Raw genomic sequence first — 23,366 nt, 5'->3', positions numbered from 1 at the left:
CAGAGTGACAGCCCACGCCGCGCGAGCGGCCAGCCCCTACACCAGGCTGCCCCTGTGACGCAGCTCGACGATGAGTCCATGAGGGCCAAAGACACAGGCCAGCGCGAAGAGCAGGCCCAGGACCACGCCAATCATGCCACCCGAGGAGGCGTCGAGGACGTAGCTCGCCCAGATGCCCAGCACGGTGGCGATGGCGGCGACGAGCGGTGACAGCCACAGCATCTTCCAGAAGCTGTCAGTCAGCATGCGTGCCGTGGCACCCGGGGTGACGAGCATCGCCACGGAGAGGATGATGCCCACGGCCTGCAGCGACACCACGACGGTCACGGCGAGGGCGCCCAGGAGGACGCCACTCAAGAGCTGGGGTGACTTTCCCAGCGCCTGGGCGTGCATGGGGTCGAAGGCGAAGAGCACGAGGTCTCGCTTGAGCATCAGGAGCACCGCGAGCACGACGGAGGCGAGCACGATCACCTGATGCATGTCGGGCACACCGACGCCAAGGAGGTTGCCAAAGAGGATGTGTGAGAGGGACACCTGGCTGGGGACCTTCGAGATGAGCACGGTCCCCAGCGAGAACAGGGTGGTGAACACGATGCCCATGGAGGTGTCGGCGCGGATCTGCCCGCTCCTTCTCACCACACCGATGAGCGCCACCGCCAGAAGCGCCGCGACGACGGCGCCCACGGCGTAGGGAAGGCCCAACATGTACGAGACGACCACGCCGGGCAGCACGGCATGCGATATGGCGTCGCCCATGAGCGACCAGCCCACGTGTATCACGTAGCAGCTGATGACCCCGCAGACCAGGGCCGTGGCGAGGCCCGTGACGATGGCGCGCTGCATGAACGCGAACGAGAGCAGATCGAGCACGGCCACGTCCTCCATCAGGCCACCAGCTCGCGTGCGCGATGGTCGTCCACCGAGAACGCGCGTGCCAGCATCTCCGGCCTGAGCGCCTCGTGGGCAGGGCCCTGGAAGACCACGGACCTCCTGAGGAGGATGACCTGATCGAATTCCTCCGCCACCATGTGCAGGTCATGCACCGCCACGAGCAGCGTGATTCCCTCACCCGAGAGTTCGCGCATGAGCGAGGCGAGCGTGGCCTCGGAGCTCTTGTCGACTCCGGCGAAGGGTTCGTCCATCAGCATGAACCGTGCCTGCTGCGCCAGGGCACGCGCGACGTACATGCGCTTGGTCTGCCCTCCCGAGAGAGAGGCGATCGGACGGTGGCGCAGGTCCTGCAGGCCCACACGCTCGATCGCCTCGTCCACTGCGGCATGGTCTGCGCGAGAGGGGCCACGCAGGGGGCCAATCCTACCGTAGCGCCCCAGCATGACCACGTCCTCCACGGAGAGGGGGAAGCCCTCGTCCGAGACGTCACGCTGCGGCACGTATCCCACGAGCCCAAGGCGACGGGCCCGCGCGGAGTCGTGGCCGTCGAAGCTGACGCTCCCCCGCTGGGGCCTCTCGACGCCCATGATCACCTTCATGAGCGTCGACTTGCCTGCCCCGTTGGGTCCCACCAGGGCGCAGAGGCTGCCTCTATCGAGACCGATGCTCACGTCCTCGAGCGCCGGATGCGTGGCACGCGAGTATCGCAGGGTGACTCCCTCCACGCGAAGGGAGTCACCTGAGGCGGTGTGCGACATCAGCGTGCTCCTCCCGTGAGGCCGTCCACGATGGTGCGGACGTCGTAGCGCAGCAGCTCGAGGTAGCTGGACACCACGCCACCCTCCTCCGAGAGGGAGTCGACGTAGAGCACATGCCGGGCATCCGTCGCGAAGGACGCGCCGGTCTCGTCCGCCACCTGCTGCATCGCCTTGGGGCTCACCGTAGACTCACAGAACACGCAGGGCACCTTGGACTCCCTCACGCGCTTGACCACGCCTGCGATCTGCTGGGGCGTGCCCTCGTCCTCGGCGTTCACGGGCCAGAGGTAGACCTCCGAGAGGCCGGCGTCACGGCAGAGGTACGAGAACGCACCCTCGCAGGTCACCAGGGTGCGCTGGTCCTGGGGCAGGCCATCAAGGCCCTGCTCCATCTCGTCGGCAACGGACTGGAGCTCCCTCTTGTACTTCTCGCCGTTGGCCCTGTAGTCATCCGCGTGCTCGGGGTCGAGCTCCGAGAAGGCCTTCACGATGTTGTCAACGTAGACCATGCCGTTCTTGGGCGACATCCATGCGTGCGGGTTGGCGTTGCCCTGGTACTCGCCCTCCGAGATCTGCATGGGCTCGACGCCCTCGGAGAGGTTGGCGCGACGTGCGCTGGAATCGCTCATGAACTTCTCGAACCAGCGCTCGAGGCCCAGGCCATTCTCGAGCACGAGGCTCGCCCCCTGGGCACGCTTGATGTCGTCGGGCGTGGGCTCGTAGTCGTGGATCTCGGCGCCAGGCTTGGTGATGGACTGGACGTCCAGATGGTCGCCGGCGACGTTCTGTGCCATGTCCTGGATGACGGTGAAGGTGGTCAGGACCACGGGCTTCTGAGCCGCGTCCTTCGTTGTGGCGTCCGTGGTAGGGGTGCCTCCCGAGCAGCCAGAGAGGGCGAGGCTCAGCATGAAGGCGCAGGTCAGGGCAACGATGCAGGGCAGTGCCTCATGGGCCAGAAGGGCGAGCCGCGCCGTGCGGCTCCCGTCGAGGGAGGCATATCGTTCCATGTAGCTCACGGGTCTTCCTTTCGAATCCCGACAAGGTCGAGTCCATATGGCATTAGTTAGTCTTATCTAACTTTATCGCCCACAGTGTATGACAGATAGTTAGACATGGCAAACTTATTAGCATGAAAAGAGGTCATTCTCCCCACGGAATGAGAGTGGGACCCTCTCCCCATACGGTCCTTGTGAGGAGAAGGTCCCATCTACCAGCGACGATGGAGGCTGCCGGCGTGGCCGCCCAACGTGGTCGCCCAACGTGGTCGTCCGATGCCCCCTACTTCGCCTCCGCCCAATTGGAGCCGAAGGAGACGTCGGCAATCAGCGGGACGCGCAGCTTCACGACGCCCTCCATGGTCTCCTTCACCAGGGCCGAGAGTGCCTCCACCTCGTCCTTCGGGCACTCGAAGTCCAGCTCGTCGTGGATCTGCAGCACGAGCTTGGAGCGCAGTCCCTCCTCGCGGAGCCGCGCGGCCACCTGGACCATGGCGATCTTGATGATGTCAGCCGCCGTTCCCTGCATGGGGTGGTTCATGGCGGTCCTCTCGCCAAAGGAGCGCAGCTGGAAGTTGCGGCTGTTGATGTCCTTGATGTGGCGCTTCCGTCCGAAGGACGTGGCGACCCATCCGTTCTTGCGGGCAAACTCCACCTGGGCGTCCAGGAAGGCACGAACGCCGGGGTACACCTCGAAGTAGCGGTCGATCATCCGCTGGGCCTCGTCGCGTGGGATGTGCAGCGAACTGGAGAGGCCAAACGCCTGCTGCCCGTAGACGATGCCGAAGTTGACCGCCTTGGCCCGGCTGCGCAGCTCGTGCGACACCTCCTCGACAGGCACACCAAACACGCGCGCCGCGGTTGCGGCATGGAAGTCGGCGCCCTCGCAGAAGGCCTCGACCAAGTGCTCGTCGGCAGAGAGGTGGGCGAGCAGCCTGAGCTCGATCTGGGAGTAGTCACAGGCGAGGAACACGCTGCCCTCGGGCACGGTGAAGGCCGTGCGCACGCGGTGTCCCAACTCGGAACGGGTGGGGATGTTCTGCAGGTTGGGATCGGAGCTGGAGAGCCGGCCGGTCGCCGCGACGGTCTGGTTGAGCGTGGTGTGGATGCGGCCGTCCTTGCGGATCAACGCGGGCAGCGCGTCCAGGTAGGTGCTCTTGATCTTGGCGCGCTCGCGGTAGTCGAGCACCGTGCGCACGCGCCCGTCCTCGCTCGCCAGGTTCTCGAGGGTCTTGGCATTGGTGGAATAGAAGCCCTTCTTGGTCTTCTTCAGCCCGAGGGTGGGAAGTCCCCACACGTCAAAGAGCACATGGCTCAGCTGCTGCGGGGAGTCGAGGTTGAAGTCCTCCCCCGCCGCCGCCTTGACCGCCGCGACCATCGAGCCGATCTCTTCCCCGAGCTCCGCGGACTGCGCCGCGAGCGCGGCGGGGTCGGCGTGCAGGCCACAGCGCTCCATCTGCAGGAGCACCGGGAGCAGGGGCATCTCGAGCCCCTGGAAGAGCCTGAGGGAACCGTCCTCCTCGAGCCTGCGCGCGAGCTCGGGCCTAAGGAGGCGTGCCGCAAGCGCGTCGACGCCCGCCTTGCCGACCTCGTCCGTCGCGGCGGGCAGCGGCACGTCGAGGTACGCCCCGGCAAGGGCCACGGGCGAGAAGTCCGCATCGTCCGACGCCAGCAGGTAGCCTGCCACGCCGACGTCGAAGATGCGCGCGGCGTCCAGCTCGCCGACCTCGACGAGGGCGGGTTCGGAGGAGTCATAGGGGCAGGCTAGGTGCAGCAGGGCCTTCGCGTCGCCCGAGGCGAGCCGACCCTCGCGCGCGATGCGGGCGAGGGCGCTCGTGGCGTCGGAGGCGGCGAACTTGAGCAGCGCGGCCTCGGTGCTGACCCAGACGGTCAGGGTCTTGCCGTCGCCCAGGTCAAGCGCCAGCTGGCCACCAGGGCCCTCGACCTCCTCGAAGGAGGCGCCCAGCCACTCGCCGGCGGCAAGGGCGACGTCCAGGGCCTTGCGCGCGTCGTCGCCCTCGAGCGGGGCATCGAGGGTGACCTGAGGGGCCGGCGACTGCTCCGGGACGTCCTCGACGCCGGCAAGGCGCACGATGCGCCCGGTCATGCCCGTGAACCCAAGGGCAGAGAAGGCCTCGGCCACCTCTGCCGGGTCGAAGGTGGGAAAGCGAGCGTCCTTGAGCTCGAGCTCGAGCGGCGCGTCGGTCCGGATCGTGGCGACCTTGCGGCTAAGAAGGGCGTCGTCCACGTGGGCGCGGAGGTTCTCTCCCATCTTGCCCTTGACCTCGTCCGCATGGGCTATGACCTCGTCCAGGCTTCCGTACTGCACGATGAGGGCCGCCGCCTTCTTGGGGCCGATGCCGGGAACGCCGGGGATGTTGTCCGAGCTGTCTCCCTTGAGGCCGTAGAAGTCGGGCACGAGCTCGGGTGTGACGCCATGGTAGAGGTCGTCCACGCTCTCGGGCGTCATGATGGCGACGTCCGAGGTGCCCTTCTTGGTGGAGACGATGCGCACCCTCTCGGTCGCGAGCTGATACATGTCGCGGTCGCCGGTGACCAGCAGCATCTGGTAGCCGGCCTCCTCTCCCCTGCGGGCGAGGGTGCCCAGGATGTCGTCGCCCTCCCAGCCCTGGAGCTCCGCCACGGGCACGTCCATCGCGCGGAGCAGCTCCTTGACCATGGGGAACTGCTCGTGGAGGTCGGGGTCCATGGGGGGCCGCTGGGCCTTGTACTGGGGCAGCATGTCTATGCGGACCTGTGGGTGGCCCTTGTCGAAGGCGCAGATGATGCCGTCGGGACGGAAGGTCTCGACGAACTTGACGAACATGTTGAAGAAGCCGAAGAGGGCGTTGGTGGAGCGTCCGTCCGGCGCGCTCATGGGCTGGCGGATGGCATGGAAGGCGCGGTGCATGAGCGAGTTGCCGTCGATCACGGCGATGGTGCGCTGCTCCGCGGGCTGCGCGGTGGGCTGGGCCTGGGCGGCCTCGGTGCTTGGCTGGTCTGGCATGGGTGCTCCTTGCTGTGGTCGAGGGACGTTCGCGAGCGCGATGGCCCCAGGCCACATTGTACCCGCGGGCCGGGACGGCGGCGGAAGGGGCGAGGAGCCTGGGATAGGATCCTCGACGACGTCCGGCGCGCGTCTCAGCTGCTCGAAAACGTCCAACACGTCCAAGGCATCAGAGAACTCGCAAGTCGCGGTTCTCGCTTAGACGCGTTGGACGCTACCGGGCAAAAGTAGCGCGCGTTGGACGCTACCGGGCAAAAGTAGTGCGCGTTGGACGTTGTCGAACGGGGCAGGCACGTTTTCGGCACGCCGCGCTCCAGCCAACCGTTCAGGACTCGCCCGAGATGACAGCAAACTGCAATCTCGAGCGAGTCCTGAACGAATCGGACGAGATAGGCCAGGCCACCCGGCCGGGACCCAGCCCGGCCGGACGACCCCGACCCCGCCGAATGTCTCCCGGCCCTACCTCGCCGCGTCGGCCTCCGCAACGGCCTGCATGGCCACGGCACCGACGTAGTTGACGGGCTGGCCGAAGTTGGGCTGGAAGAAGAAGTCGAAGCCCGCCAGCTCGTCGATGGTGTTGTGGTTGTGAATCGCGATCGACACCGCATTCGCGGCCTGAGAGATGTCATGCCTGCAGGCGAACTGCGCCCCCTTGACCTCGCGGGTCGTGGGGTCCCAGGTCAGGACGCAGGTCACGGGCTCGGTGGTGAGCATGAAGTCGGGACGGAAGTCCTGCACCAGCGTGGTGGAGGCGACCTCGACGCCACGCGCCGCAGCGCCCGCCACGGTAAGCCCCGTCGCCGCGAGCGAGAGGTCATAGAGCTGCACGGACGAGGTCGCCTGCGTGCCCAGGTAGGCCTTCGTGGGCTCGACGGCGTTGGCCCCCACGAGCAGCCCCTGCCTCACCGCGTTGGTAGCCAGGGGGATGTAGTCGTCCTCGCCCGTGGGGTTGTAGAGCACGGTGGCGCTGTCGCCCGCCGCGAACACGTCCTGACAGGGCTCCGACTCGGGCATGCCGTCCTCGCCGAGCAGCGTCGCACGCATGTAGGGGTCGACCTTGATGGCCCCGTTGGGCAGCATGTCGAGCTTGCCCCGGAAGAGCTCGGTCCGGGGAGAGAAGCCCGCGGCCATGATCAGGTAGTCAACGCGGCGCTCGACCCCACCACTCGTGACGCTGACCCCCGCCTCGTCCGCCTCGACCCTTTCGACCATCTGGCCGAAGGCCAGCTCAACGCCATGCTCGCGGTATGCCTCCTCGACCAGGCGGGTGACGTCCTCGTCGAAGTTCTTCGCGAGCGCTCGATCGAGGCCGTCGATCAGCGTGACCTTCGCACCCATGAGCGAGGCCTGCTCAGCGAGCTCGGCCCCGATGTAGCCCGCGCCCACGACGGCGACCGACCTGGCGTCGGCCATCCTCTCCTTGATCTGGCGACCGTCGTCCCAGTTCTTGCAGCGCAGGACGCGACCGGCCTGGAAGCCCTCCGCCAGGCCGGGAATGGGCGGAATCACGGGCTTGGAGCCGGTGGTGACGACGATCTTGTCAAACGGGAGGGTCCCCTCGCCCTCGCCGTCGAGCTCGCGCCAGGCCAGGGTCTTTGCCGCCAGGTCGACGGAGGTCACGTCGCAGCGCATGTGCATGGTGGCGCCGAGCTCGGTCAGGGCCGCCGGCGAGGAGTAGAACATGCGCCTGGGGTCCGACACGTGGCCGCCCACCCAGAGCGCGATGCCACAGGAGAGGAACGAGAGCGTGTCGTTGCGCTCGAAGACGTGGACCTGCCAGTCGGGATGTGCTGCGAGGATCGACTGGGTGGCAAAGGTCCCCGCGTGGGTGCAGCCCACGACGGCGACGGTCAGGGCCCCATTCTTGCTGTCTGGCATCAGTGCTTCCCCTCTCTTCCGGTGGCGCTTCCTGCGCCCTCGTGCCAGCTGCGGGAGGGAATGCGGTCACTCTCGCCCCTGGCCTCTTCGTTTTAATGTTACCTAATTACTAACAGTTTTGGGGCGAGAGGGACGAGCTCCTTTTGGGACGAGAGGAACGGCGGCCTTTGCGGAGACCCTCACGGGGATCGTCGCCCCACCCGCGAACGACGCGTCCCCTCTCACCCAGCCACGCCAAGTCGCAAGCGCATGGGGCAGGCGGGGCACCCGAGCGCAGCCAATGCCCGCATTTCGTGTCGGTGGCCGTTCACTCCCCTTTAACAGGGGTCAGGTAGTGTACCTTTCGGAAAGAAACGCAGGCCCGGGCCACCGCGGAGCGCGGGCTCACAGGGGAATTGGGGGCACCATGTCAAAGGACAAGGTTTCCGAGGAATACGGCAGCCTGGTCTTCACGGACGCGGACATGCAGGACCGGCTTCCCAAGCCGACCTACCGCGAGCTCCGGCAGACCATCGACGACGGCAAGCCCCTCGACCTCGACATCGCCAACGAGGTCGCGCATGCCATGAAGGAGTGGGCGCTGGAGAAGGGCGCCACCCACTTCACCCACTGGTTCCAGCCGCTCACGGGCATCACGTCCGAGAAGCACGACAGCTTCATCAACCCCAAGGACGACGGCACCGTGCTCATGGCGTTCTCGGGCAAGGAGCTGGTCCAGGGCGAGCCGGACGCCTCGAGCTTCCCCAACGGCGGCCTGCGCGCCACCTTCGAGGCCCGCGGCTACACCGTCTGGGACCCCATGAGCCCCGCCTTCATCAAGGACGAGGTGCTCTGCATCCCCACCGCCTTCATCAGCTACACCGGCGAGGCGCTGGACAAGAAGACCCCGCTCCTGCGCTCCGAGGTGGCCCTCGAGAAGCAGGCCAAGCGCGTCCTGGCGCTCTTCGGCAAGGAGCCGCGGCGCGTGGTGACCACCTGCGGCCCCGAGCAGGAGTACTTCCTCATCAAGGAGGAGGACTACGAGGCGCGTCCCGACCTCATCCTCTGCGGCCGCACCCTCTTCGGCTGCGAGCCCGCAAAGGGCCAGGAGCTCGAGGAGCACTACTTCGGCGCCATCCGCCCCTCCGTCAACGCCTTCATGAAGGAGGTCGACGACGAGCTCTGGAAGCTCGGCGTGCCCGCGCGCACCAAGCACAACGAGGTCGCGCCCTGCCAGCATGAGCTCGCGCCCATCTTCGAGCAGGGGCCGCTCGCCATCGACGACAACCTCATCACCATGGAGAAGCTCAAGCTTCTGGCCACCCACTACGGCCTGGCCTGCCTGGAGCACGAGAAGCCCTTCGAGTACGTGAACGGCTCGGGCAAGCATGACAACTGGTCTCTTTCCGCCGACGGCGAGAACCTGCTCGAGCCAGGGGACAAGGCCGAGGACAACCTGCAGTTCCTCGTCTTCCTCGCCTGCCTGGTCGCGGCCGTCGACGAGCACGCCGACCTCTTGCGCGTCTCCGTCGCGTCCGCGGGCAACGACCACCGCCTGGGCGCCAACGAGGCGCCCCCGGCGATCATCTCGGTCTTCCTGGGAGACGCGCTCTCGCCCGTCGTCGACGCGCTCATCCGCAAGGAGCACGCCGAGTCCCACGACCGCGAGCTCGTCGACCTGGGGGTGCCCGCCCTACCCGACGTGCTGCGCGACAACACCGATCGCAACCGCACCAGCCCCTTCGCCTTCACGGGCAACAAGTTCGAGTTCCGCATGTGCGGCAGCCAGCAGAACCTGAGCGACCCCAACGTGGTGCTCAACACCGCCGTGGCCGAGCAGTGCGACCGCTTCTGCTCCTACGTGGCGGACCGCATCGGCGAGCTGGGCGACTTCACCCAGGTGGCCATGCGCTTCGTGCGTCACACCTTCCGCGACCACCAGCGCGTCATCTTCGACGGCAACGGCTACGCCGACGAGTGGGAGGAGGAGGCGGCCCGGCGCGGGCTCCTCAACCTCAAGACCACGCCCGACGCCCTCCCCTGCATGGTCGAGCCCCAGAACATCGCCTTCATGGAGAAGTACTCCGTCCTCAGCGAGGCGGAGAGCCGCGCGCGCTACGCCGCCGCCGCCGAGCAGTACGCGAAGCTCATCAACATCGAGGCGAACACCATGGTCTACATGGCGCGCCACCTGTACCTGCCCGCCCTATTCAGCTACTCGGGCGACATCGCGACCTCCGTCGCCGCCAAGGCCGAGATCGGCATCGCCGCGACGGCCGAGAAGGCCACCGTGGTCGCGCTCACCGACGGCATCAACGCCATCCACGAGGCCGTGGCAGAGCTCGAGGAGAAGAACTCCCACGCGCATGGCATCGCAAGCTGCAAGGAGCAGGACGACTTCTACCGCGACGAGGTCATCCCCGCCATGGCGCGGCTGCGCGAGCTGGTGGACGGCATGGAGAGGATCTGCGGCAGGGACTACTGGCCCGTGCCCAGCTACAACAGGATGCTCTTCTACGTCTAGGCCGCCGCGCGTGCGTGCTGTCCGCAAGTGCGTCCGTCGCGTGTCTCACCTTGCCGACGACGTCCAACGCGTGTCTCATTTCATTGACAGCGTCCAACGCGTCTGATGCCTCCGCGTTTGCCCAGTTGGCGCGCGGCGCTCAGACGCGTTCGACGTAGTCGAACATCAAATAGACGCGCCGAGCGTAGTCGCGCACTGGGTTGACGCGTTCGACGTAGTCGCATAGCGGACAAACGCGTTGGACGTAGTCGCGCGGCAGACGAACGCGTTCGACGTGCTCGCCCCACCTACCTCGCACGGCGAAGGGGCGCGCCGTCTACCCCAGGAAGGCCCTCAGGCCGATGATGACGAGCACGACGCCGCCCGCCACTTCGACGCGATCTCCCAAAAGGCAGCCGAGCCTGCGGCCGATGGCAAGCGCGACCACGCAGCAGGCTGCCGTGGTGAGGCCGATGACGCCCACGGCAAGCGGCAGGTTGACGGCCATGGCCCTGAGCGACACGCCCACGGCGAAGGCGTCGATTGCAGTGGCGACCGCCTGGAAGAGCAGCGTGGCAATGGTCAGGCGAGAGGCGCTCCCGTCCTTCCCCGAGACCACCGCGACCTGGCAGGCCTCGCTGGAGCTTGGGTCCATGAGCGCCGCCGCGCCCTCGCGCACCATGTTGCCCCCGATGACCCCCAGGATGACCAGGGTCACCACTCCGGAGTAGGCCTCGATCAGCTCCGCTGCGAGCTCTCCCAGGTAATAGCCCAAAAGGGGCATGAGCGCCTGAAAGGCACCGAAGAAGAGCGGCATGAGCAGCAGGCGCGAACGGCGCTCGCCGCCGTACACGAAGCTGTTGGATATGGTGACGGCGAAAGCGGCGGCGGAGAGCGCGAGGCCCAGGATGAATATTCCTGCGATGGACACGGCACAACCCCCCAACTGCGCTCGCGATTTTGCACAGAAACGCGATTGTACGACTGCCCGGCCCGATGGGACGGACTCGATGCCACGGTCACAAAATGGTCTACCCTGTAGCCCAGTCATCCGCATGGGACGAGGCAAGGAGCAGCAGGATGCCGGCACTTATCACGCACCACCTGTTTGGCGAGGAGGCGGCCGCCCTCCTGCCCCAGGGGATTCTGGCAGACGAGCAGGACCTCCTAGCCTTCCTCCTGGGCAACCAGGGTCCCGACCCTCTCTTCGCGCGCTTCTCGACCCTTCCCCGGACGGCTGCCACCTGTCATCGCCTAGGCAGCCTCATGCACGGCCAGAAGGTGCTCGACGCCTTCCTCGCCCTGCGCGACGCCGTGAGCCACCTGCGCGAGGACGACAAGACCTGTGGTCGCGCCTTCGCGCTGGGCATGCTCAGCCACTACGCACTGGACAGCGGCTCCCATGCCTTCGTGTACGCCCAGCAGGCGGCCATCATCGCGGCGGCGGACGGGCTCGAGGACGCACAGAGCGAGGTCCACAGCCTGATCGAGACCGACATCGACAGCTGGCTCCTCTGGGAGCTGCGCCGTCAGACCGTGGTCCAGGCGCCTCCCGCCGACATGCTGGCGCGCACGGAGCGCATCGACCGCGTCGCGGGCGCCCTGCTCTCCCAGCTGGCCTGGCAGGTCTACGGCGTCTCCCTCGACGCGGAGGAGTACGCCGGCTGCACCCACGACTACGAGCTCCTGTACCGCGCCATCGAGCCCGTGGGCTCGCCTCGGGGTCGTGCCCTCATGGCAGTGGAGAGGCTCGTGCGCCCTCACTCCAAGCTGGCGTCCCTCGCCCATCCCGTCTGGGAGGGCGGAGACTGCCCTGCCGCAAACCTGGACCGTCACGAATGGGCGGACCCCTCGACGGGAGAGCGGCGGTTCGAGAGCTTCCCCGACCTCTTCTATGCGGCGTTGGACGCCTGGCCCGACCTGGCGGAGGCCTTCGTCACGCGCGACGTCGAGGCCCTGCGGGAGCTGGCGGGACGCATCGACTACGACGGCAGGCCCCAGGAGGCCTAGCGGCCTGGGCAGCGCCCGAGCAACCTGACGACCGGCGGCATGCGGCCCGGTCCGGAGCCTGGGGCAAGGAGGCCCGAGCGACGTGGGCCCGCAGCCTGGCTCGGCGGCGCGAGCGCGTGGCGCCGCCCCTCTCCCCTACTCTTGGGGACTCTGGGGACGGTGGCCCTCCGCACGCGAGGCCCTGCCCCTGCCGGCAAGGTAGTCTGCCGAGCTGATCTGCAGGCCGCGACTCCTGCCCAGGCGGCGCTGCTCCCGAAAGACGCGCTGCCGTTCCTGGTAGGCCCTGCCGTGGCCCTCCACGACCTCGGTGAGGCTGCCCTCCCCGCGCGCAACCTCGAGCACGGCGCTCGCCACGTCGGCGTCGTCTGCCACACGGACGAAGGAGGTCAGCACGGGGATGCCAAGCACCGTGAGGGCGGCTGCGGTGACCAGCACCGACGCGCTCTGCGACGCCATGACGCCGCCCTCGACGGCAACGGAGGTCACGGCGACGACCAGCGGCAGCGCCATGGTGCAGTAGGCCGCGGCCGAGACGAGCTCGCGCCAGCTCAGGTCGCGCGTCTTGGGGTCGAGGTGCAGCGATAGTGCCACCATGACGCCGCGCACCAGGACCAGCGCGCCCATGAAGCCAAAGAGCAGGGGCAGGTTCTGGGTGGCGGCGGCAAGGTCGATCCCCGCGCCCGAGATGACGAAGAAGGCTGGCTGGAAGAAGCCATTGGAGATGATGTCGATCTTCTCCTCCATCTGCTCGTTGCCCTCGGGGAAGAGGGCGCGCAGGATGAAGCCAGCGGCGAAGGCGCCGAGCGCCGCGTCGAAGTCGAAGTAGGTCGCCGCCAGGAGCAGCAGCACCAGCACGGCCGACACCATGCGCAGGAGGGGCTGCGAGGCATGGCCCACGTCGTTGACCAGGAAGTGCCAGAAGCGTGCGCCGGCACCCTTCGCCCTGGCGGAGAGACCCAGGACCAAGAGGGCGATGAGGCCGAAGGTGGCGAAGCTCGCGAGCGTGCCCACCGTGGAGCGAGACGAGAGCAGAAAGGACATGGCCACGACGGGAAGGAGCTCCCCGAAGGCGCCGTGCACGGTGACCAGGCGGCCGACACGGGTCTGGGTGAGGTCGCGGTCGCGCAGGATGGGCGCCAGGGTGCCGTAGGCGGTGGTGGTCATGGCGATGGCGAGCGCCATCCAGGCTGCGGGGTCCGAGAGCCCCAGGTTGGCGAAGAGCGGGACGAGGGCACTCCCCACCGCGAGCGAGGCCACCCACGACGCGGCGGCAACCCGACCGGAGTGCCCCACCAGCTCGCGGGGGTCTATCTCGTAGCCTGCCTTGAGGAAGAGGAAGCCCAGGCCAAGGTCGCTCACCAGGCTGAGCGCGATGCTCGAGGTGTTGATCAGCTTGAGCCCATGCGCGCCCAGGAAGGCGCCGGCGAAGACGAGGAAGACGACCTCGGGCACGGCACGGCCGGGAACGAGGCTGGCGAGGAAGGGCGCGAAGGCACAGACGGCCAGGATGAGCGCCAGGGAGAAGAGTATCGTGTTCATGCCGTCACTATAGCGCCCCCACGTGTGCAGGACGTGGGGGCGCCATTCGCTCCAACTCCTATGTCCCGTCCCGCGCAGCCCATCTGCGAACTGCTCAGGATGATCAATTTACCTGGTCATTCTCTCTTTCGCGCGCAAACTGATCGTAATCTGCGCAGCTAGCGCCCGAGTCACCGGCCATCAGGCGAGAGGAGCCCCGGATCGATCCGGCGCGTCGCCCGAAGTCGAGCTGCCTCCGGGGGCGAACCCTGGCTGGCCCGGGCCCGTCTGGTCGCCTCCGCCTTGCGGAGCACCGCCGCCCACCGCGCCGCTGACGTCGCTGTAGGTCGTGCCGTCCATCGTCACATCGGTGAAGGTAGCTCCCACCGCGAGAGTGTAGCTCTGGCCCGCCTCGACGCCCGGGGCGCTGACCAGCACGCAGGCGAAGGACTTGGCAGGCGAGAAGGACGCGAGCGTCTCTCCGCCGGAGTCCTTGAGGGTCACCACGTCACCGGCGTCGCCCGAGGCTGCGACCAGCATGCTTCCCTGCGAGGAGGAGGTCGAGAAGTCCTCGGCCATCCCCGCGGAGCCCGCCGCCACGACGATGCCGCCCGATATGGTGGCCGTGGCGCCGTCGCCGTAGTCTATGGCCCCATCGCCGTCGCCGGTGGGACCGCTCACGTAGGTCTCGCCCCCCGTGATGGTGAGGTCGCCGTTGGAGTCGATGCCGTCGCCCTCGGCGTTCACCACCACCCTTCCGCCACTGATGAGGATGGATGCGCTGGAGTCGGAGCCCATCATGCCACCGCTCGGCGCCGACGGTGCCTGACCGGACTGGGCGAGGTCCGTCACGCTCGTCGAGTCCGTCGAGCTCATCACGCCAGTAGTGCCCGTAGGCCCCGTCGGGTCGCCTGCCGCGTTGAGGCCGTCATCGCTCGAGACGACGCTCGTCTCGCCGCCCGTGATGCTGACGCGCGCGCCCTCGACGCCCTCGTAGCTCTGGGTGACGTTGACGCTGCCACCGTTGATGGCGAGGTCGTACTCGGCGTGGAGCCCGTCGTCCTGGGCGGCGACGCTCACGCTGCCCCCATCCACCTGCAGGACCGAGCCCGCGTCGATGCCGTCGCTGCCCGCGGTGATGCCCAGCGAGCCTCCGGCGAGGTAGACGTAGCCCTTCGAGGAGTCCTCGTCGTTCTCGGCATGGATGCCATCCGTGCCTGCCGTGAGGGTCCAGGCGCCGCCGTTGACGCGGACGCTGTCGTTGGCCTGGATGGCATGGCCCGCCGCGCTCACGTCCACGATGCCGTCCACCAGCCGCAGGTCGTCCTTGCAGACGATGCCATGGCCCTGCGAGCTCGAGACGCTCAGGTTGCCATCGCCGTTGATGGTGGGGTCTGACTTCGAGAAGACGGCGCCATCCACGTTGCCATAGTCCGACTCGACGTCCGCACCGCTTGCCGTGAGGGTGTTCTGGCTGCCCTGAGCCAGGGTCAGGAATACTTTGTCGGCCTGCGTCACGACGAGGGCGGCGCTCGAGGAGCTGCCCACGCTCGCACCGTCGAGCACGACCTGCACCTTGTCCTCCTCCCCCGCGCTCACGACTATCCGCCCATCCGACAGGCTGCCGCTGACGACGTATGTGCCGCTCTCGGTGATGGTCACGGTACCGCCGTCCACGCTCGCCCCGTCGCCAGTGACCTTCGACCCCGAGTCGGCGAGCTCGACGCGCGTGGCGCCCGACTCGTCATAGCTGGCATCGAGGTCGCGGTCGGTGAACTGGGAGCTTGCATCCACCAGGCTGGTCGCCGTCCCACTCGCAACGGAACTGGTCGATCCGGACTCCGTCGAAGCGCCCGTCGCAGTCGATGACTGCACGGCGCTTGCGGTGCAGCCTGTGAGCGGGGTCGCAGCGAGGGCGAACGCCAAGCCTGCGACGATGACGCCACCACGAAGGCCATGCATACGCCCCTGGGAAGTGGCCGCGACCAATCCGCACCTCTCCCCTTGTCCGAAGTCACCCGTGCGAGCCCCCGTGGGCTCCCCACCTTCGTTGCGTCTCCTACATCTCATTTCCCGCCACCTCCCGATGCGCAAGGGCAACCTCGAGGTTGCCGTTCCGGCAGCGCAGCTCGTCCATGAGGGGCCGCCCCTGCTCCGGTTCGCGCAGACAGACGTCGTAGACGAGCTTGTAGAGGCTGCCCATGTTGGTGGTCTTCACCGAGACGAGCTCATGCTGGCTGGTGTAGCGCTCGAGTAGGTCGTCGAAGGCGTGGGTGTGGTCCAGGTCCTCGGGAATGGTCACGCGCAGGCTGAGGTGATCGTCCTCGGTCCCGTGGCCGAAGTCGACTGCCTGGAGAACGAGGTTGCAGCCGCCTATGGCCACGGTCACGATCGCGGCGAGCGCCAGGTAGCCCATGCCGCAAACCAGGCCCAGGGCCATGGCCAGGAAGATGTAGGCGATGTCGCGAGCCTGGCCGGGGACGCTGCGAAAGCGCACCAGGCTAAAACCTCCGGCAACTGCGACGCCGGTCCCCACGTTGCCGTCGACCATCATGATGACCACGGCGACGATGGCGGGAAGGGTGACCAGGGACATGGCAAGGCTCCGGGTGTGTCGGCCGCGGTAGCCGTAGATGAGGGCGAGGGCGAGCCCCAGCGCCAGGGCCACGAGCATGCAGACGACGAACTCGAAGGCGTCCTGCGCCGTGGTGGCGTTGCTGAGGTTCGTGTCGTTGAAGAGCGTCTCGAACATGGCTGGGTTCCTCCTCTAGCCTCGTTGGATGACGTAGGGCGCTATGCCGCGGCGAAGCTTGGCACGGACCTGCTCGCCGGCACGGGGACCCGACACCAGAGGCAGACCTTCCCTCCCGCCTGTCGACAGGACCTGCTGGCACAGGGGACGACGGGAGGACTGAAGTCGCCAGGCGGCCCCGTACTTCGAGAAGCTCGCCTTGAAGATCCTCTGGGAGCCAAGGAACTCGACCATCCAGAGGGGCAGGGCCTGGCTGCTCTTGAGCTCCATCAGCGTCTCGCCAGGGGAAATGAGCAGCTCGCCGTCGGTGGGGCCCGCCAGGCTCACGTCGTCCCAGCGGCAGCGGATGCCTTGGTCGAGGGTGACGCGGAAGTCATGGTCGCCGCGGGCGAAGAAGGCCTCTCGCTCGTAGGCGAGGTACATCGCCGGACGCAAGCCTTCGTAGACGGACGCCGCCGTGGCGATCTCGCGCTCGATTTGCCCCTGGGGTGCCCGCTCGCCGACGAGCGTGGCCTCCGCGGCGGCGAGGGGAAGGGTCGCGCGACGCTTGTACACCACCCCATCGAACTTCTTCTTAAGCTCGATGAAGACGAGGGAGGACTCGCGCGCGGGCACGTAGCTGCGCAGTCGGAGCTTCTCCTTGTAGAGCGGGTGCTCCTCGGAGCGTCGAGCCAGAAGGTGGGTGGGGGTGTCGTAGTAGACGTTGCGCACGGTGGACGCCCCATGGGCATCAGGCTCCATGTGTGCCGCCAGGAGCTCTTCGAGGAGCCTGCGCTGGTCCTCCCGCAGGCGGTACTTGAGCTCGTTGCGCTTGAAAACGAACTGCATGCTGCCTCCTCTCCTCGCCCAGCTCAGGGTGGCCGTCACGGCGTCTGGAGGCTGGGTTGGAGGCATTATGCGAATCGAAATCGTAAGCTAGCTTAAAATCCATGGCAGCCCACCAAAGGGCGACCACGTTCTTGGTAATCTGAAACTAGATTGACAAATTTCTGAAAACCTGAAGGCTGACAAGGCGAGAGGGGCGGGGTCGATGCGGCATGCGACCGCGAGGCGTGCGCCGTCGCCCCGGCACGACCCTCTCGCTTGGCGCGACCTATGCCTGGGGCGGCACGTCGTCGGGAATCTCGAACTCGTCCCAGCACTCGACCCGCAGTCCATCCACGCGCTTGAACTCCCTCACGTTCCTCGTCACGAGTGTCGCTCCGTTCGCAAGTGCGGTCGCGGCGATGAGCAGGTCGTTGGGCCCTATGACCATACCTTTGCCCGCGAGGTCCTGTCGAATCCTGCCATAGGTCCAGGCGCAGCGGTCATCGAAGGGCAGCACCCGGTAGGGTGCCAGGAGCCTCTCCACCGCAAGCCTTGACTTCGAGGGGTTTCCGGAGCGCTCCGTGCCATACGCGAGCTCCCCCACTACCACCGCAGGAACGCCAAAGGACTTCGGGTCGCTGGAACGGAGCGCCTCAAGGGTGCCCGGAAGCCTTCCGCGCAGAAACTCGACCAGTACGCAGGAATCGATGAGGTACATGGCTAGGCCTCGAACCAGTCGCAGGCCTCGTCGAGGGAGGCATCAAGGGACTCGTCGTCCTCTGCCGGAAAGTCCGGCAGCGACCCGTAGAGGTCGAAATAGCCCGAGGGCCATCCAGACATGAGCTGACGCTCGCGCAGGATGCCGCCCACGAGCTTGGATATCGAGACGTGCTCGCGCGTTGCTTCGCTGCGAAGCCCCTCAAGAGTCGCGTCGTTCACATAGAGCGAGAGCTGCGCCATCGTTCCACCCCTTCATCCATTCGAAGAATGACAAGTATAGTGTCAAGTATAGAGAATGACCGAGGCGATGGCCCTACTATCACGGCGATTGGGACCACGGGCTTGGTCACCGCCAAACAGAGCAGCAGCCAAGCAGCCCCGACCCTCTCGTCTGGCGCGACCTATGCCTGGGGCGGCTCCCCCGTCGCGAGGATCTGCGCAAGCGCCGCCTCGTCCAGCACGGGCACGCCCAGCTCCTGCGCCTTGGCGAGCTTGGAGCCCGCCGCCTCCCCCGCCACGACGAAGCTCGTCCTCTTCGAGACCGAGCCCGAGACCTTGGCGCCCAGGGCCTTGAGCTGGTCGCCCGCGTCAGTGCGCTTGTAGTTCTGCAGCGTGCCCGTGAGCACGAAGGTGAGGCCTGCCAAGGACTGTGGCCGCTCGGGCTCGCGGACCTCCTCCTCGAGCACGACGCCCGCCTCGCGCAGGCGTTCGACCACGGCGACGTTCTCGCGCACGGAGAAGAACTCGCGCACCGACGCCGCAATCTTGGGTCCGATGCCATCCACCTGCGCGATCTCTTCCTCGCTCGCCGACGAGAGGGCGGCCATGCTGCCGAAGCGCTCGGCGAGGAGCACCGCCACGTTGGCCCCCACGTGACGGATTCCCAGCCCGAAGAGCACGCGCGAGAGCCCGCGGCCCTTCGACTCCTCGACCTGCGCCATCACCTTGCCGGCAATGGTCCTCCCCACCAGGATCGGGTCGCCCTCCTCGTGGTCCTTCGCGCTCGTCTCGTAGACGCGGCCGGTGTCGACGCCGGCGAGGAGGTCCTCGCTGAGCGCGTCGTAATAGTCCGCGACGTCCGTGAGCAGGCCCTGCTCGACCATGCGGCCCACGAGCTCGTCGCCCAGGCCGTCGATGTCCATGGCCTTGCGGCTGCCCCAGTGGATGAGGCGCTCGGAGGCCTGGGCCGGACAGTCGATCGAGACGCAGCGGAAGGCGACCTCGCCCTCCTCGCGGACCACGGGGCTCCCGCAGCTGGGACAGGCCTCGGGCATCTGCCAGAGGGGGCGCGCCTCGTGCCCGGCTGCCAGGTCGCCCTCGGTCACGGGACCCACGACCTCGGGAATCACGTCGCCCGCCTTATGCACCACGATGGTGTCGCCCACGCGCACGTCCTTGCGGCGCACCTCGTCGATGTTGTGCAGGGTCGCACGGGCGATGGTCGAGCCGGCGACCACGACGGGGTCGAACTCGGCGACCGGCGTCAGGACGCCGGTGCGGCCCACCTGGACGCGGATCTCGCGCAGGACGGTGCGCCTCTCCTCGGGGGGGAACTTGAACGCGATGGACCAGCGCGGGGCGCGGGCGGTGAAGCCCAACGCGTCCTGGCCAGCGAAGGAGTCGACCTTCACCACGACGCCGTCGATGTCGTAGTCGAGCTCGTCCCGGTGCGCCAGGGCGTCGGCGCAGAAGTCATGCACCTCTCGGGAGCTGGTGACGAGGGCGGCGCGGTCGTTCACGTGGAAGCCGCAGGCGCGCAGCCAGTCGAGGAAGGCGTGCTGGGTGTCCACGGCCAGCGGGGACTCGTCCGCCACGGCATAGATGAAGGTCTCGAGGTCGCGGTGGGCGGTGATGGCCGCGTTCTTCTGGCGGAGGCTGCCGGCGGCGGCGTTGCGGGGGTTGGCGAAGACCTGCTCGCCGGCGGCGTCACGCTCTTCGTTGAGGCGCACGAAGCTGTGCTTGGGCATGTAGACCTCGCCGCGCACCTCGATGGAGTGGCCAAAGCCGCCGTCGGCGACGTCGTCGAGGCCTGCGGGCGCCAGGGCGCGCGGGATGTCGTCGATGGTGAGGACGTTTGCCGTGACGTCCTCACCCGTGGTCCCGTCCCCACGCGTGGCGGCACGCACCAGCTGGCCGTCGCGGTAGGTCAGCGCCACGCCCAGGCCGTCGATCTTGAGCTCGCAGGTGTAAGCGACGGGGTCGTCGGGCGTGGAGCCCAGGGCCTCGTCGGTGCGGGCAAGCCACTCGTCGAGCTCACCCAGGTCCATGGCGTCGTCGATGGAGTACATGCGCTGGGCGTGCTGGACGGGTGCGAACTGCTCGCTCACGTAGCCGCCCACGCGCTGGGTGTAGCTGTCGGGACGCGCGAGCTCGGGATGGGCGGCCTCGATGGCCTGCAGCTCACGCAGGGCGCGGTCGAAGTCGACGTCCGACATCTCCGGGTCGTCGAGGGCATAGTACTGGTACGCGGCGTGCTTGAGGATGCGGTCGAGCTCCGCGGCGCGGGCGGCTGGCGACTGCTGCGCGGCGCGGCGCGATGCGGGGACGCCGACGGGGGTGCCGGCCGGGTCGTCCCCGCTCGCGAACATCGACTTCTGCGACTGCTCCTGTGCCATGTGCCTCTCCCTTGCACCGTTTCTTCCGGCGACGCGCACTCGTTGCGCCGTCGATTATCGCATTCCCGGCACGCCCCGCCGCGCCGGGGTGCCGCCGCCTCTCCCCCGCCGCCGCGCCGGACGCCCGCGCCTCTCCCCCCCGCCGTCGCGCCGGACGCCCGCGCCTCTCCCCCCGCCGTCGCGCCGACCCCGTTCCCCCTTTCGTTCTCTATGCATTCTCCTGAAATGAATCATGCACCAACTGGGCTTTTGCGATGACGATTTCAGAGAACGGCATAGAGAAGGAGGGGGCCTGTCATGAACTTGCATAGAGAACGTGGCAGCTAAGCGCAAAGCTACCGTTTGCGGAACAACAACCAGACGGGCGGTGTGGACGTCTCCCCACATATGGGAAATCATTCCATTTACCAGTAGTTCCCGTCGAAGGGAGAGGCGTGGAGGGAAGCGTGACGGACGAGCTGAGAGTGGCCCTGGACGACGCCGAGGCACGCGAAAGCTGCCTGGTTCCATCCACCACGGCCGTACGGAATCGTCTCGATCATCTGACCCGACGTGGGGAGCTTGCGCGCGTCCAGAGCTCTGCCTACGCACGTGCGGCACACTGGGATGGGCTCGATGCGGCCAGGCGCGCGATGTGCCGAATTCGGGCGCTCGCGACACTCCATCCCGACTGGGTGTTCTGCGGGGCTTCAGCCGCGCTCGTCCATGGGCTCTCCGTCTCGTACCGCTCCGCCAGTCGCATCGAGGTCGCCACGCGCAAAGAGGCACCATGTCGTTCGACAAGAAACGTCGGAAGGCACGTCATCGGGCGCGACGAGCGCACGGTCGTCGCGGGCGTACGGGTCTCGACCTTGGAGCGGACCGTCTACGACTGTCTGAGGAGACTCGACTTCCGAGGCGGGCTCGCGCTCGCCGACTCCGCACTGAGGGTGACCGGAAAACCACGGGAGTGGCTCACGTCCCTGTTCGCGGCACCTCGCAAGGGAGCTCGCGGCATCAAGCACGCGCGCGTGGTGGCGTCCTATGCCGATGGCCGTGCGGAGAGTGGCGGCGAGTCGATAGCTCGTGGGGCGATGATAGAGCTTGGCTTCATGCTTCCCGAGCTGCAGGTCGAGGTGCCAGACCCGTTGGAGCCCTGGCATGGCTACCGTGTCGACTTCGCTTGGGCGGCGCTTGACGGAGCGACGGTGTTTGGCGAGTTCGACGGGCGAGAGAAGTACCGCAACCCCCGCATGACGCAGGGGAGAGATGCCGTTGACGTCTTTGCCGACGAGCGCCTGCGGGAATCCAGGATCAGCGCGCAGGGTGCGCGCATCCTGCGCTTCTCGTTCGCCGACCTGCTCGATGACCAGCGCTTCTCTCGTCTGCTTGTGGCTTACGGGGTCCCGAGGGTGGGCGAGCCTGGAAGAATCGAGCTTCGCCCCGGCCATCGTGATTGGCAGCCGTCCGACGATGAATCCCGGTAGCGGGGTCCAACAGCGGGGTTCCGGTGGTGAGTTCCGGCGGTGGGTTGGCAGCGGAATCCCCCCCGCATGCGGCGTTCTCAGCGGAATCCCCCCCGCATACGGCGTTCTCTATGCAACTCTCTGAACGACAACACATCGCAACTGGGGTTTTGTAATAGCGATTTCAGAGAAAGGCATAGAGAACGAGAGTTGAGGGCGCACAAGTCAGGAACTTGCATAGAGAACGGAGGGTGAGAGAGGTGGCAGGGTGAGGGCGCGTCGCAGCAGGGTACGGCATCGTAGCGGGGCGCGTCGCCGCGTCGCGGCAGGGTACAGCATCGCAGCAGGGCACGTCGCCGCGTCGCGGCAGGGCACAGCGCCGCGGCAAACCACTGCGCCACAGCAATACGGGTCACGGCGGAGGGATGCCGACATCATCCCTCGCATTACGTCCGTGGGTCGAAGTGCGCAGCAGCCGACCCAACGTCCCTGTCGTCCCCTAGAATCCTCACAATGCGCAACACACCGCGCATGGCATCGCACGCGACGCAGGCGCAAGCGCCACGCATGCGCGCAACGACGCCATGCGTCGCAGGGGATGGAGGCCACATGGGAAGCTACGTCGAGCGCGAATGGTGGGGCCGGCGCGAGGACCGGGACATCTACGGCAAGCTCTTCCTGCCCGAGGGTTTCGACGACGGTCGCCCGCGAGCCACCGCGATCTTCTCCCACGGACTCGCCACGAACCGTGGTGACATGGAGCCCTACGCCCGCACGGCGGCGGAGCGCGGCATGGTCAGCTACGTCTTCGACTTCTGCGGCTCGGGACCCTACAGCCGCTCGAGCGACCAGCCTGGCGGCATGTCGCTCTTCACCGAGCAGCACGACCTCGAGTCCGTTGCATGGGAGCTCTCGCGGGAGCCCTTCGTGGACGAGGACAACGTCTTCCTCATGGGAGCCAGCCTGGGGGCCACCGTCACGCTCATGGCCGCGCGCGCCAACGCCGAGCTCGTGCGCGCCTGCGTGTTGCTCTATCCCGCCTTCAACCTGCACGACTCCGTGCGCGCCGCCTGCCCAAGGCGAGAGGACATCCCCGACGAGTTCCCCATCATGACCACGACGGTGAGCAAGGCGTTCCTGCAGAGCTGCTGGGACTACGACTTCTTCGAGCACATCCCCTCGTTCCCTCGCGACGTGCTCATCTGCCACGGCGACAGCGACCAAGCCGTGCCGCTCTCGTACTCCGAGCGTGCCGCGGCGCTGTTCCCCCACGCCGAGCTGCACGTCGTGCACGGCGGGGGCCACGGCTTCGTGGAGCCGGCCTACAGCGAGGTCGTCAACGTGGCGGCTGACTTCCTGGTGAGTCACATAGCGCACTGACCCGTAGCGTCCCGACGGCGCCGAACCGTCCCGCACGCATCGCACACGTCGCCCTCCCCTCCTGTGGAGTCGGCCTCTTTTCCTCTTTACATCATACTGTGTTTTACA

Annotated in this window: 17 protein-coding genes; 4 read left to right on the top strand and 13 right to left on the bottom strand. The window is 67.3% G+C overall.

Going from position 1 to position 23,366, the window contains the following annotated elements; all coding sequences use genetic code 11:
* Positions 1-36 precede the first annotated feature (36 nt).
* The 5 genes from HMPREF1868_RS01200 to HMPREF1868_RS01180 form a co-directional block, all read right to left on the bottom strand.
* Complete coding sequence (locus HMPREF1868_RS01200; RefSeq protein ID WP_062529661.1) at positions 37-885, bottom strand: metal ABC transporter permease; 849 nt, start codon at positions 883-885, stop codon at positions 37-39.
* Positions 885-1,649 carry a metal ABC transporter ATP-binding protein gene (locus HMPREF1868_RS01195; RefSeq protein ID WP_062529659.1) on the bottom strand — a complete coding sequence of 255 codons (765 nt, stop codon included), beginning with the start codon at positions 1,647-1,649 and terminating at the stop codon, positions 885-887. Before HMPREF1868_RS01195 ends, HMPREF1868_RS01200 begins: the two co-directional genes overlap by 1 nt.
* Complete coding sequence (locus HMPREF1868_RS01190) at positions 1,649-2,656, bottom strand: metal ABC transporter substrate-binding protein (protein ID WP_062530373.1); 1,008 nt, start codon at positions 2,654-2,656, stop codon at positions 1,649-1,651. The genes HMPREF1868_RS01195 and HMPREF1868_RS01190 overlap by 1 nt, the downstream gene beginning before the upstream one ends.
* Positions 2,657-2,927: 271 nt before the next feature.
* Positions 2,928-5,651 (bottom strand): DNA polymerase I, encoded by a 2,724-nt coding sequence (gene polA / locus HMPREF1868_RS01185; RefSeq protein WP_062529657.1) that lies wholly within the window; start codon positions 5,649-5,651, stop codon positions 2,928-2,930.
* Between the two features lie 459 nt (positions 5,652-6,110).
* Entirely contained in the window at positions 6,111-7,529 is a 1,419-nt protein-coding gene (locus tag HMPREF1868_RS01180; RefSeq protein WP_062529655.1) for an NAD(P)/FAD-dependent oxidoreductase, read from the bottom strand.
* A 406-nt stretch (positions 7,530-7,935) separates the two neighbouring features.
* Here HMPREF1868_RS01180 and HMPREF1868_RS01175 point away from each other — a divergent pair, with 406 nt between their 5' ends.
* Complete coding sequence (locus HMPREF1868_RS01175) at positions 7,936-10,032, top strand: glutamine synthetase III family protein (RefSeq protein WP_062529653.1); 2,097 nt, start codon at positions 7,936-7,938, stop codon at positions 10,030-10,032.
* 316 nt (positions 10,033-10,348) lie between these two features.
* Here the strand turns inward: HMPREF1868_RS01175 and HMPREF1868_RS01170 are convergent, their stop codons facing one another.
* The gene (locus HMPREF1868_RS01170) at positions 10,349-10,942 is read right to left on the bottom strand and encodes a manganese efflux pump MntP (protein WP_062529651.1); all 594 of its coding nucleotides are present in this window, start codon (positions 10,940-10,942) and stop codon (positions 10,349-10,351) included.
* 149 nt (positions 10,943-11,091) lie between these two features.
* Here HMPREF1868_RS01170 and HMPREF1868_RS01165 point away from each other — a divergent pair, with 149 nt between their 5' ends.
* Positions 11,092-12,021: a zinc dependent phospholipase C family protein gene (locus HMPREF1868_RS01165; protein WP_062529649.1), complete on the top strand. Its 930-nt coding sequence runs from the start codon at positions 11,092-11,094 to the stop codon at positions 12,019-12,021.
* 135 nt (positions 12,022-12,156) lie between these two features.
* On the opposite strand, the gene HMPREF1868_RS01160 is transcribed toward HMPREF1868_RS01165, so the two are convergent.
* From HMPREF1868_RS01160 to ligA, 7 genes are all read right to left on the bottom strand, one after another.
* The gene (locus tag HMPREF1868_RS01160; RefSeq protein ID WP_062529647.1) at positions 12,157-13,560 is read right to left on the bottom strand and encodes a cation:proton antiporter; all 1,404 of its coding nucleotides are present in this window, start codon (positions 13,558-13,560) and stop codon (positions 12,157-12,159) included.
* Positions 13,561-13,740: 180 nt separating this feature from the next.
* Entirely contained in the window at positions 13,741-15,333 is a 1,593-nt protein-coding gene (locus tag HMPREF1868_RS01155) for a carbohydrate-binding domain-containing protein (RefSeq protein WP_197414908.1), read from the bottom strand.
* A gap of 265 nt (positions 15,334-15,598) precedes the next feature.
* Positions 15,599-16,291: a DUF4956 domain-containing protein gene (locus HMPREF1868_RS01150; RefSeq protein WP_062529642.1), complete on the bottom strand. Its 693-nt coding sequence runs from the start codon at positions 16,289-16,291 to the stop codon at positions 15,599-15,601.
* Positions 16,292-16,306: 15 nt separating this feature from the next.
* Positions 16,307-17,119: a polyphosphate polymerase domain-containing protein gene (locus HMPREF1868_RS01145; protein WP_062529640.1), complete on the bottom strand. Its 813-nt coding sequence runs from the start codon at positions 17,117-17,119 to the stop codon at positions 16,307-16,309.
* A 265-nt stretch (positions 17,120-17,384) separates the two neighbouring features.
* Positions 17,385-17,816, bottom strand: coding sequence for a type II toxin-antitoxin system VapC family toxin (locus HMPREF1868_RS01140; protein ID WP_062529638.1), 432 nt, complete (start codon positions 17,814-17,816; stop codon positions 17,385-17,387).
* A 2-nt stretch (positions 17,817-17,818) separates the two neighbouring features.
* Positions 17,819-18,058, bottom strand: coding sequence for a hypothetical protein (locus HMPREF1868_RS01135; protein WP_062529636.1), 240 nt, complete (start codon positions 18,056-18,058; stop codon positions 17,819-17,821).
* 161 nt (positions 18,059-18,219) lie between these two features.
* Entirely contained in the window at positions 18,220-20,433 is a 2,214-nt protein-coding gene (gene ligA / locus HMPREF1868_RS01130; protein ID WP_062529633.1) for an NAD-dependent DNA ligase LigA, read from the bottom strand.
* Between the two features lie 632 nt (positions 20,434-21,065).
* Between ligA and HMPREF1868_RS01125 the strand changes: the two genes are divergently transcribed.
* Positions 21,066-21,899: a hypothetical protein gene (locus tag HMPREF1868_RS01125; RefSeq protein ID WP_129583146.1), complete on the top strand. Its 834-nt coding sequence runs from the start codon at positions 21,066-21,068 to the stop codon at positions 21,897-21,899.
* A gap of 588 nt (positions 21,900-22,487) precedes the next feature.
* A complete protein-coding gene (locus tag HMPREF1868_RS01120) occupies positions 22,488-23,258 on the top strand; it encodes an alpha/beta hydrolase family protein (protein ID WP_062529629.1) in 771 nt (256 codons plus the stop codon).
* The last annotated feature ends 108 nt before the right edge of the window (positions 23,259-23,366 follow it).

It is taken from the genome of Olsenella sp. DNF00959, from assembly GCF_001553055.1.
GTDB lineage: Bacteria > Actinomycetota > Coriobacteriia > Coriobacteriales > Atopobiaceae > Olsenella_I > Olsenella_I phocaeensis.
This window is presented reverse-complemented; position numbering and strand designations above follow the sequence as displayed.

Bases quoted from the DNA above. Each gene is read 5' to 3' on its own strand.
- HMPREF1868_RS01200 (WP_062529661.1), bottom strand. From the start codon at position 885: ATGGAGGACGTGGCCGTGCTCGATCTGCTCTCGTTCGCGTTCATGCAG.
- HMPREF1868_RS01195 (WP_062529659.1), bottom strand. From the start codon at position 1,649: ATGTCGCACACCGCCTCAGGTGACTCCCTTCGCGTGGAGGGAGTCACC.
- HMPREF1868_RS01190 (WP_062530373.1), bottom strand. From the start codon at position 2,656: ATGGAACGATATGCCTCCCTCGACGGGAGCCGCACGGCGCGGCTCGCC.
- polA (WP_062529657.1), bottom strand. From the start codon at position 5,651: ATGCCAGACCAGCCAAGCACCGAGGCCGCCCAGGCCCAGCCCACCGCG.
- HMPREF1868_RS01180 (WP_062529655.1), bottom strand. From the start codon at position 7,529: ATGCCAGACAGCAAGAATGGGGCCCTGACCGTCGCCGTCGTGGGCTGC.
- HMPREF1868_RS01175 (WP_062529653.1), top strand. From the start codon at position 7,936: ATGTCAAAGGACAAGGTTTCCGAGGAATACGGCAGCCTGGTCTTCACG.
- HMPREF1868_RS01165 (WP_062529649.1), top strand. From the start codon at position 11,092: ATGCCGGCACTTATCACGCACCACCTGTTTGGCGAGGAGGCGGCCGCC.
- HMPREF1868_RS01160 (WP_062529647.1), bottom strand. From the start codon at position 13,560: ATGAACACGATACTCTTCTCCCTGGCGCTCATCCTGGCCGTCTGTGCC.
- HMPREF1868_RS01150 (WP_062529642.1), bottom strand. From the start codon at position 16,291: ATGTTCGAGACGCTCTTCAACGACACGAACCTCAGCAACGCCACCACG.
- HMPREF1868_RS01145 (WP_062529640.1), bottom strand. From the start codon at position 17,119: ATGCAGTTCGTTTTCAAGCGCAACGAGCTCAAGTACCGCCTGCGGGAG.
- HMPREF1868_RS01140 (WP_062529638.1), bottom strand. From the start codon at position 17,816: ATGTACCTCATCGATTCCTGCGTACTGGTCGAGTTTCTGCGCGGAAGG.
- HMPREF1868_RS01135 (WP_062529636.1), bottom strand. From the start codon at position 18,058: ATGGCGCAGCTCTCGCTCTATGTGAACGACGCGACTCTTGAGGGGCTT.
- ligA (WP_062529633.1), bottom strand. From the start codon at position 20,433: ATGGCACAGGAGCAGTCGCAGAAGTCGATGTTCGCGAGCGGGGACGAC.
- HMPREF1868_RS01125 (WP_129583146.1), top strand. From the start codon at position 21,066: ATGTGCCGAATTCGGGCGCTCGCGACACTCCATCCCGACTGGGTGTTC.
- HMPREF1868_RS01120 (WP_062529629.1), top strand. From the start codon at position 22,488: ATGGGAAGCTACGTCGAGCGCGAATGGTGGGGCCGGCGCGAGGACCGG.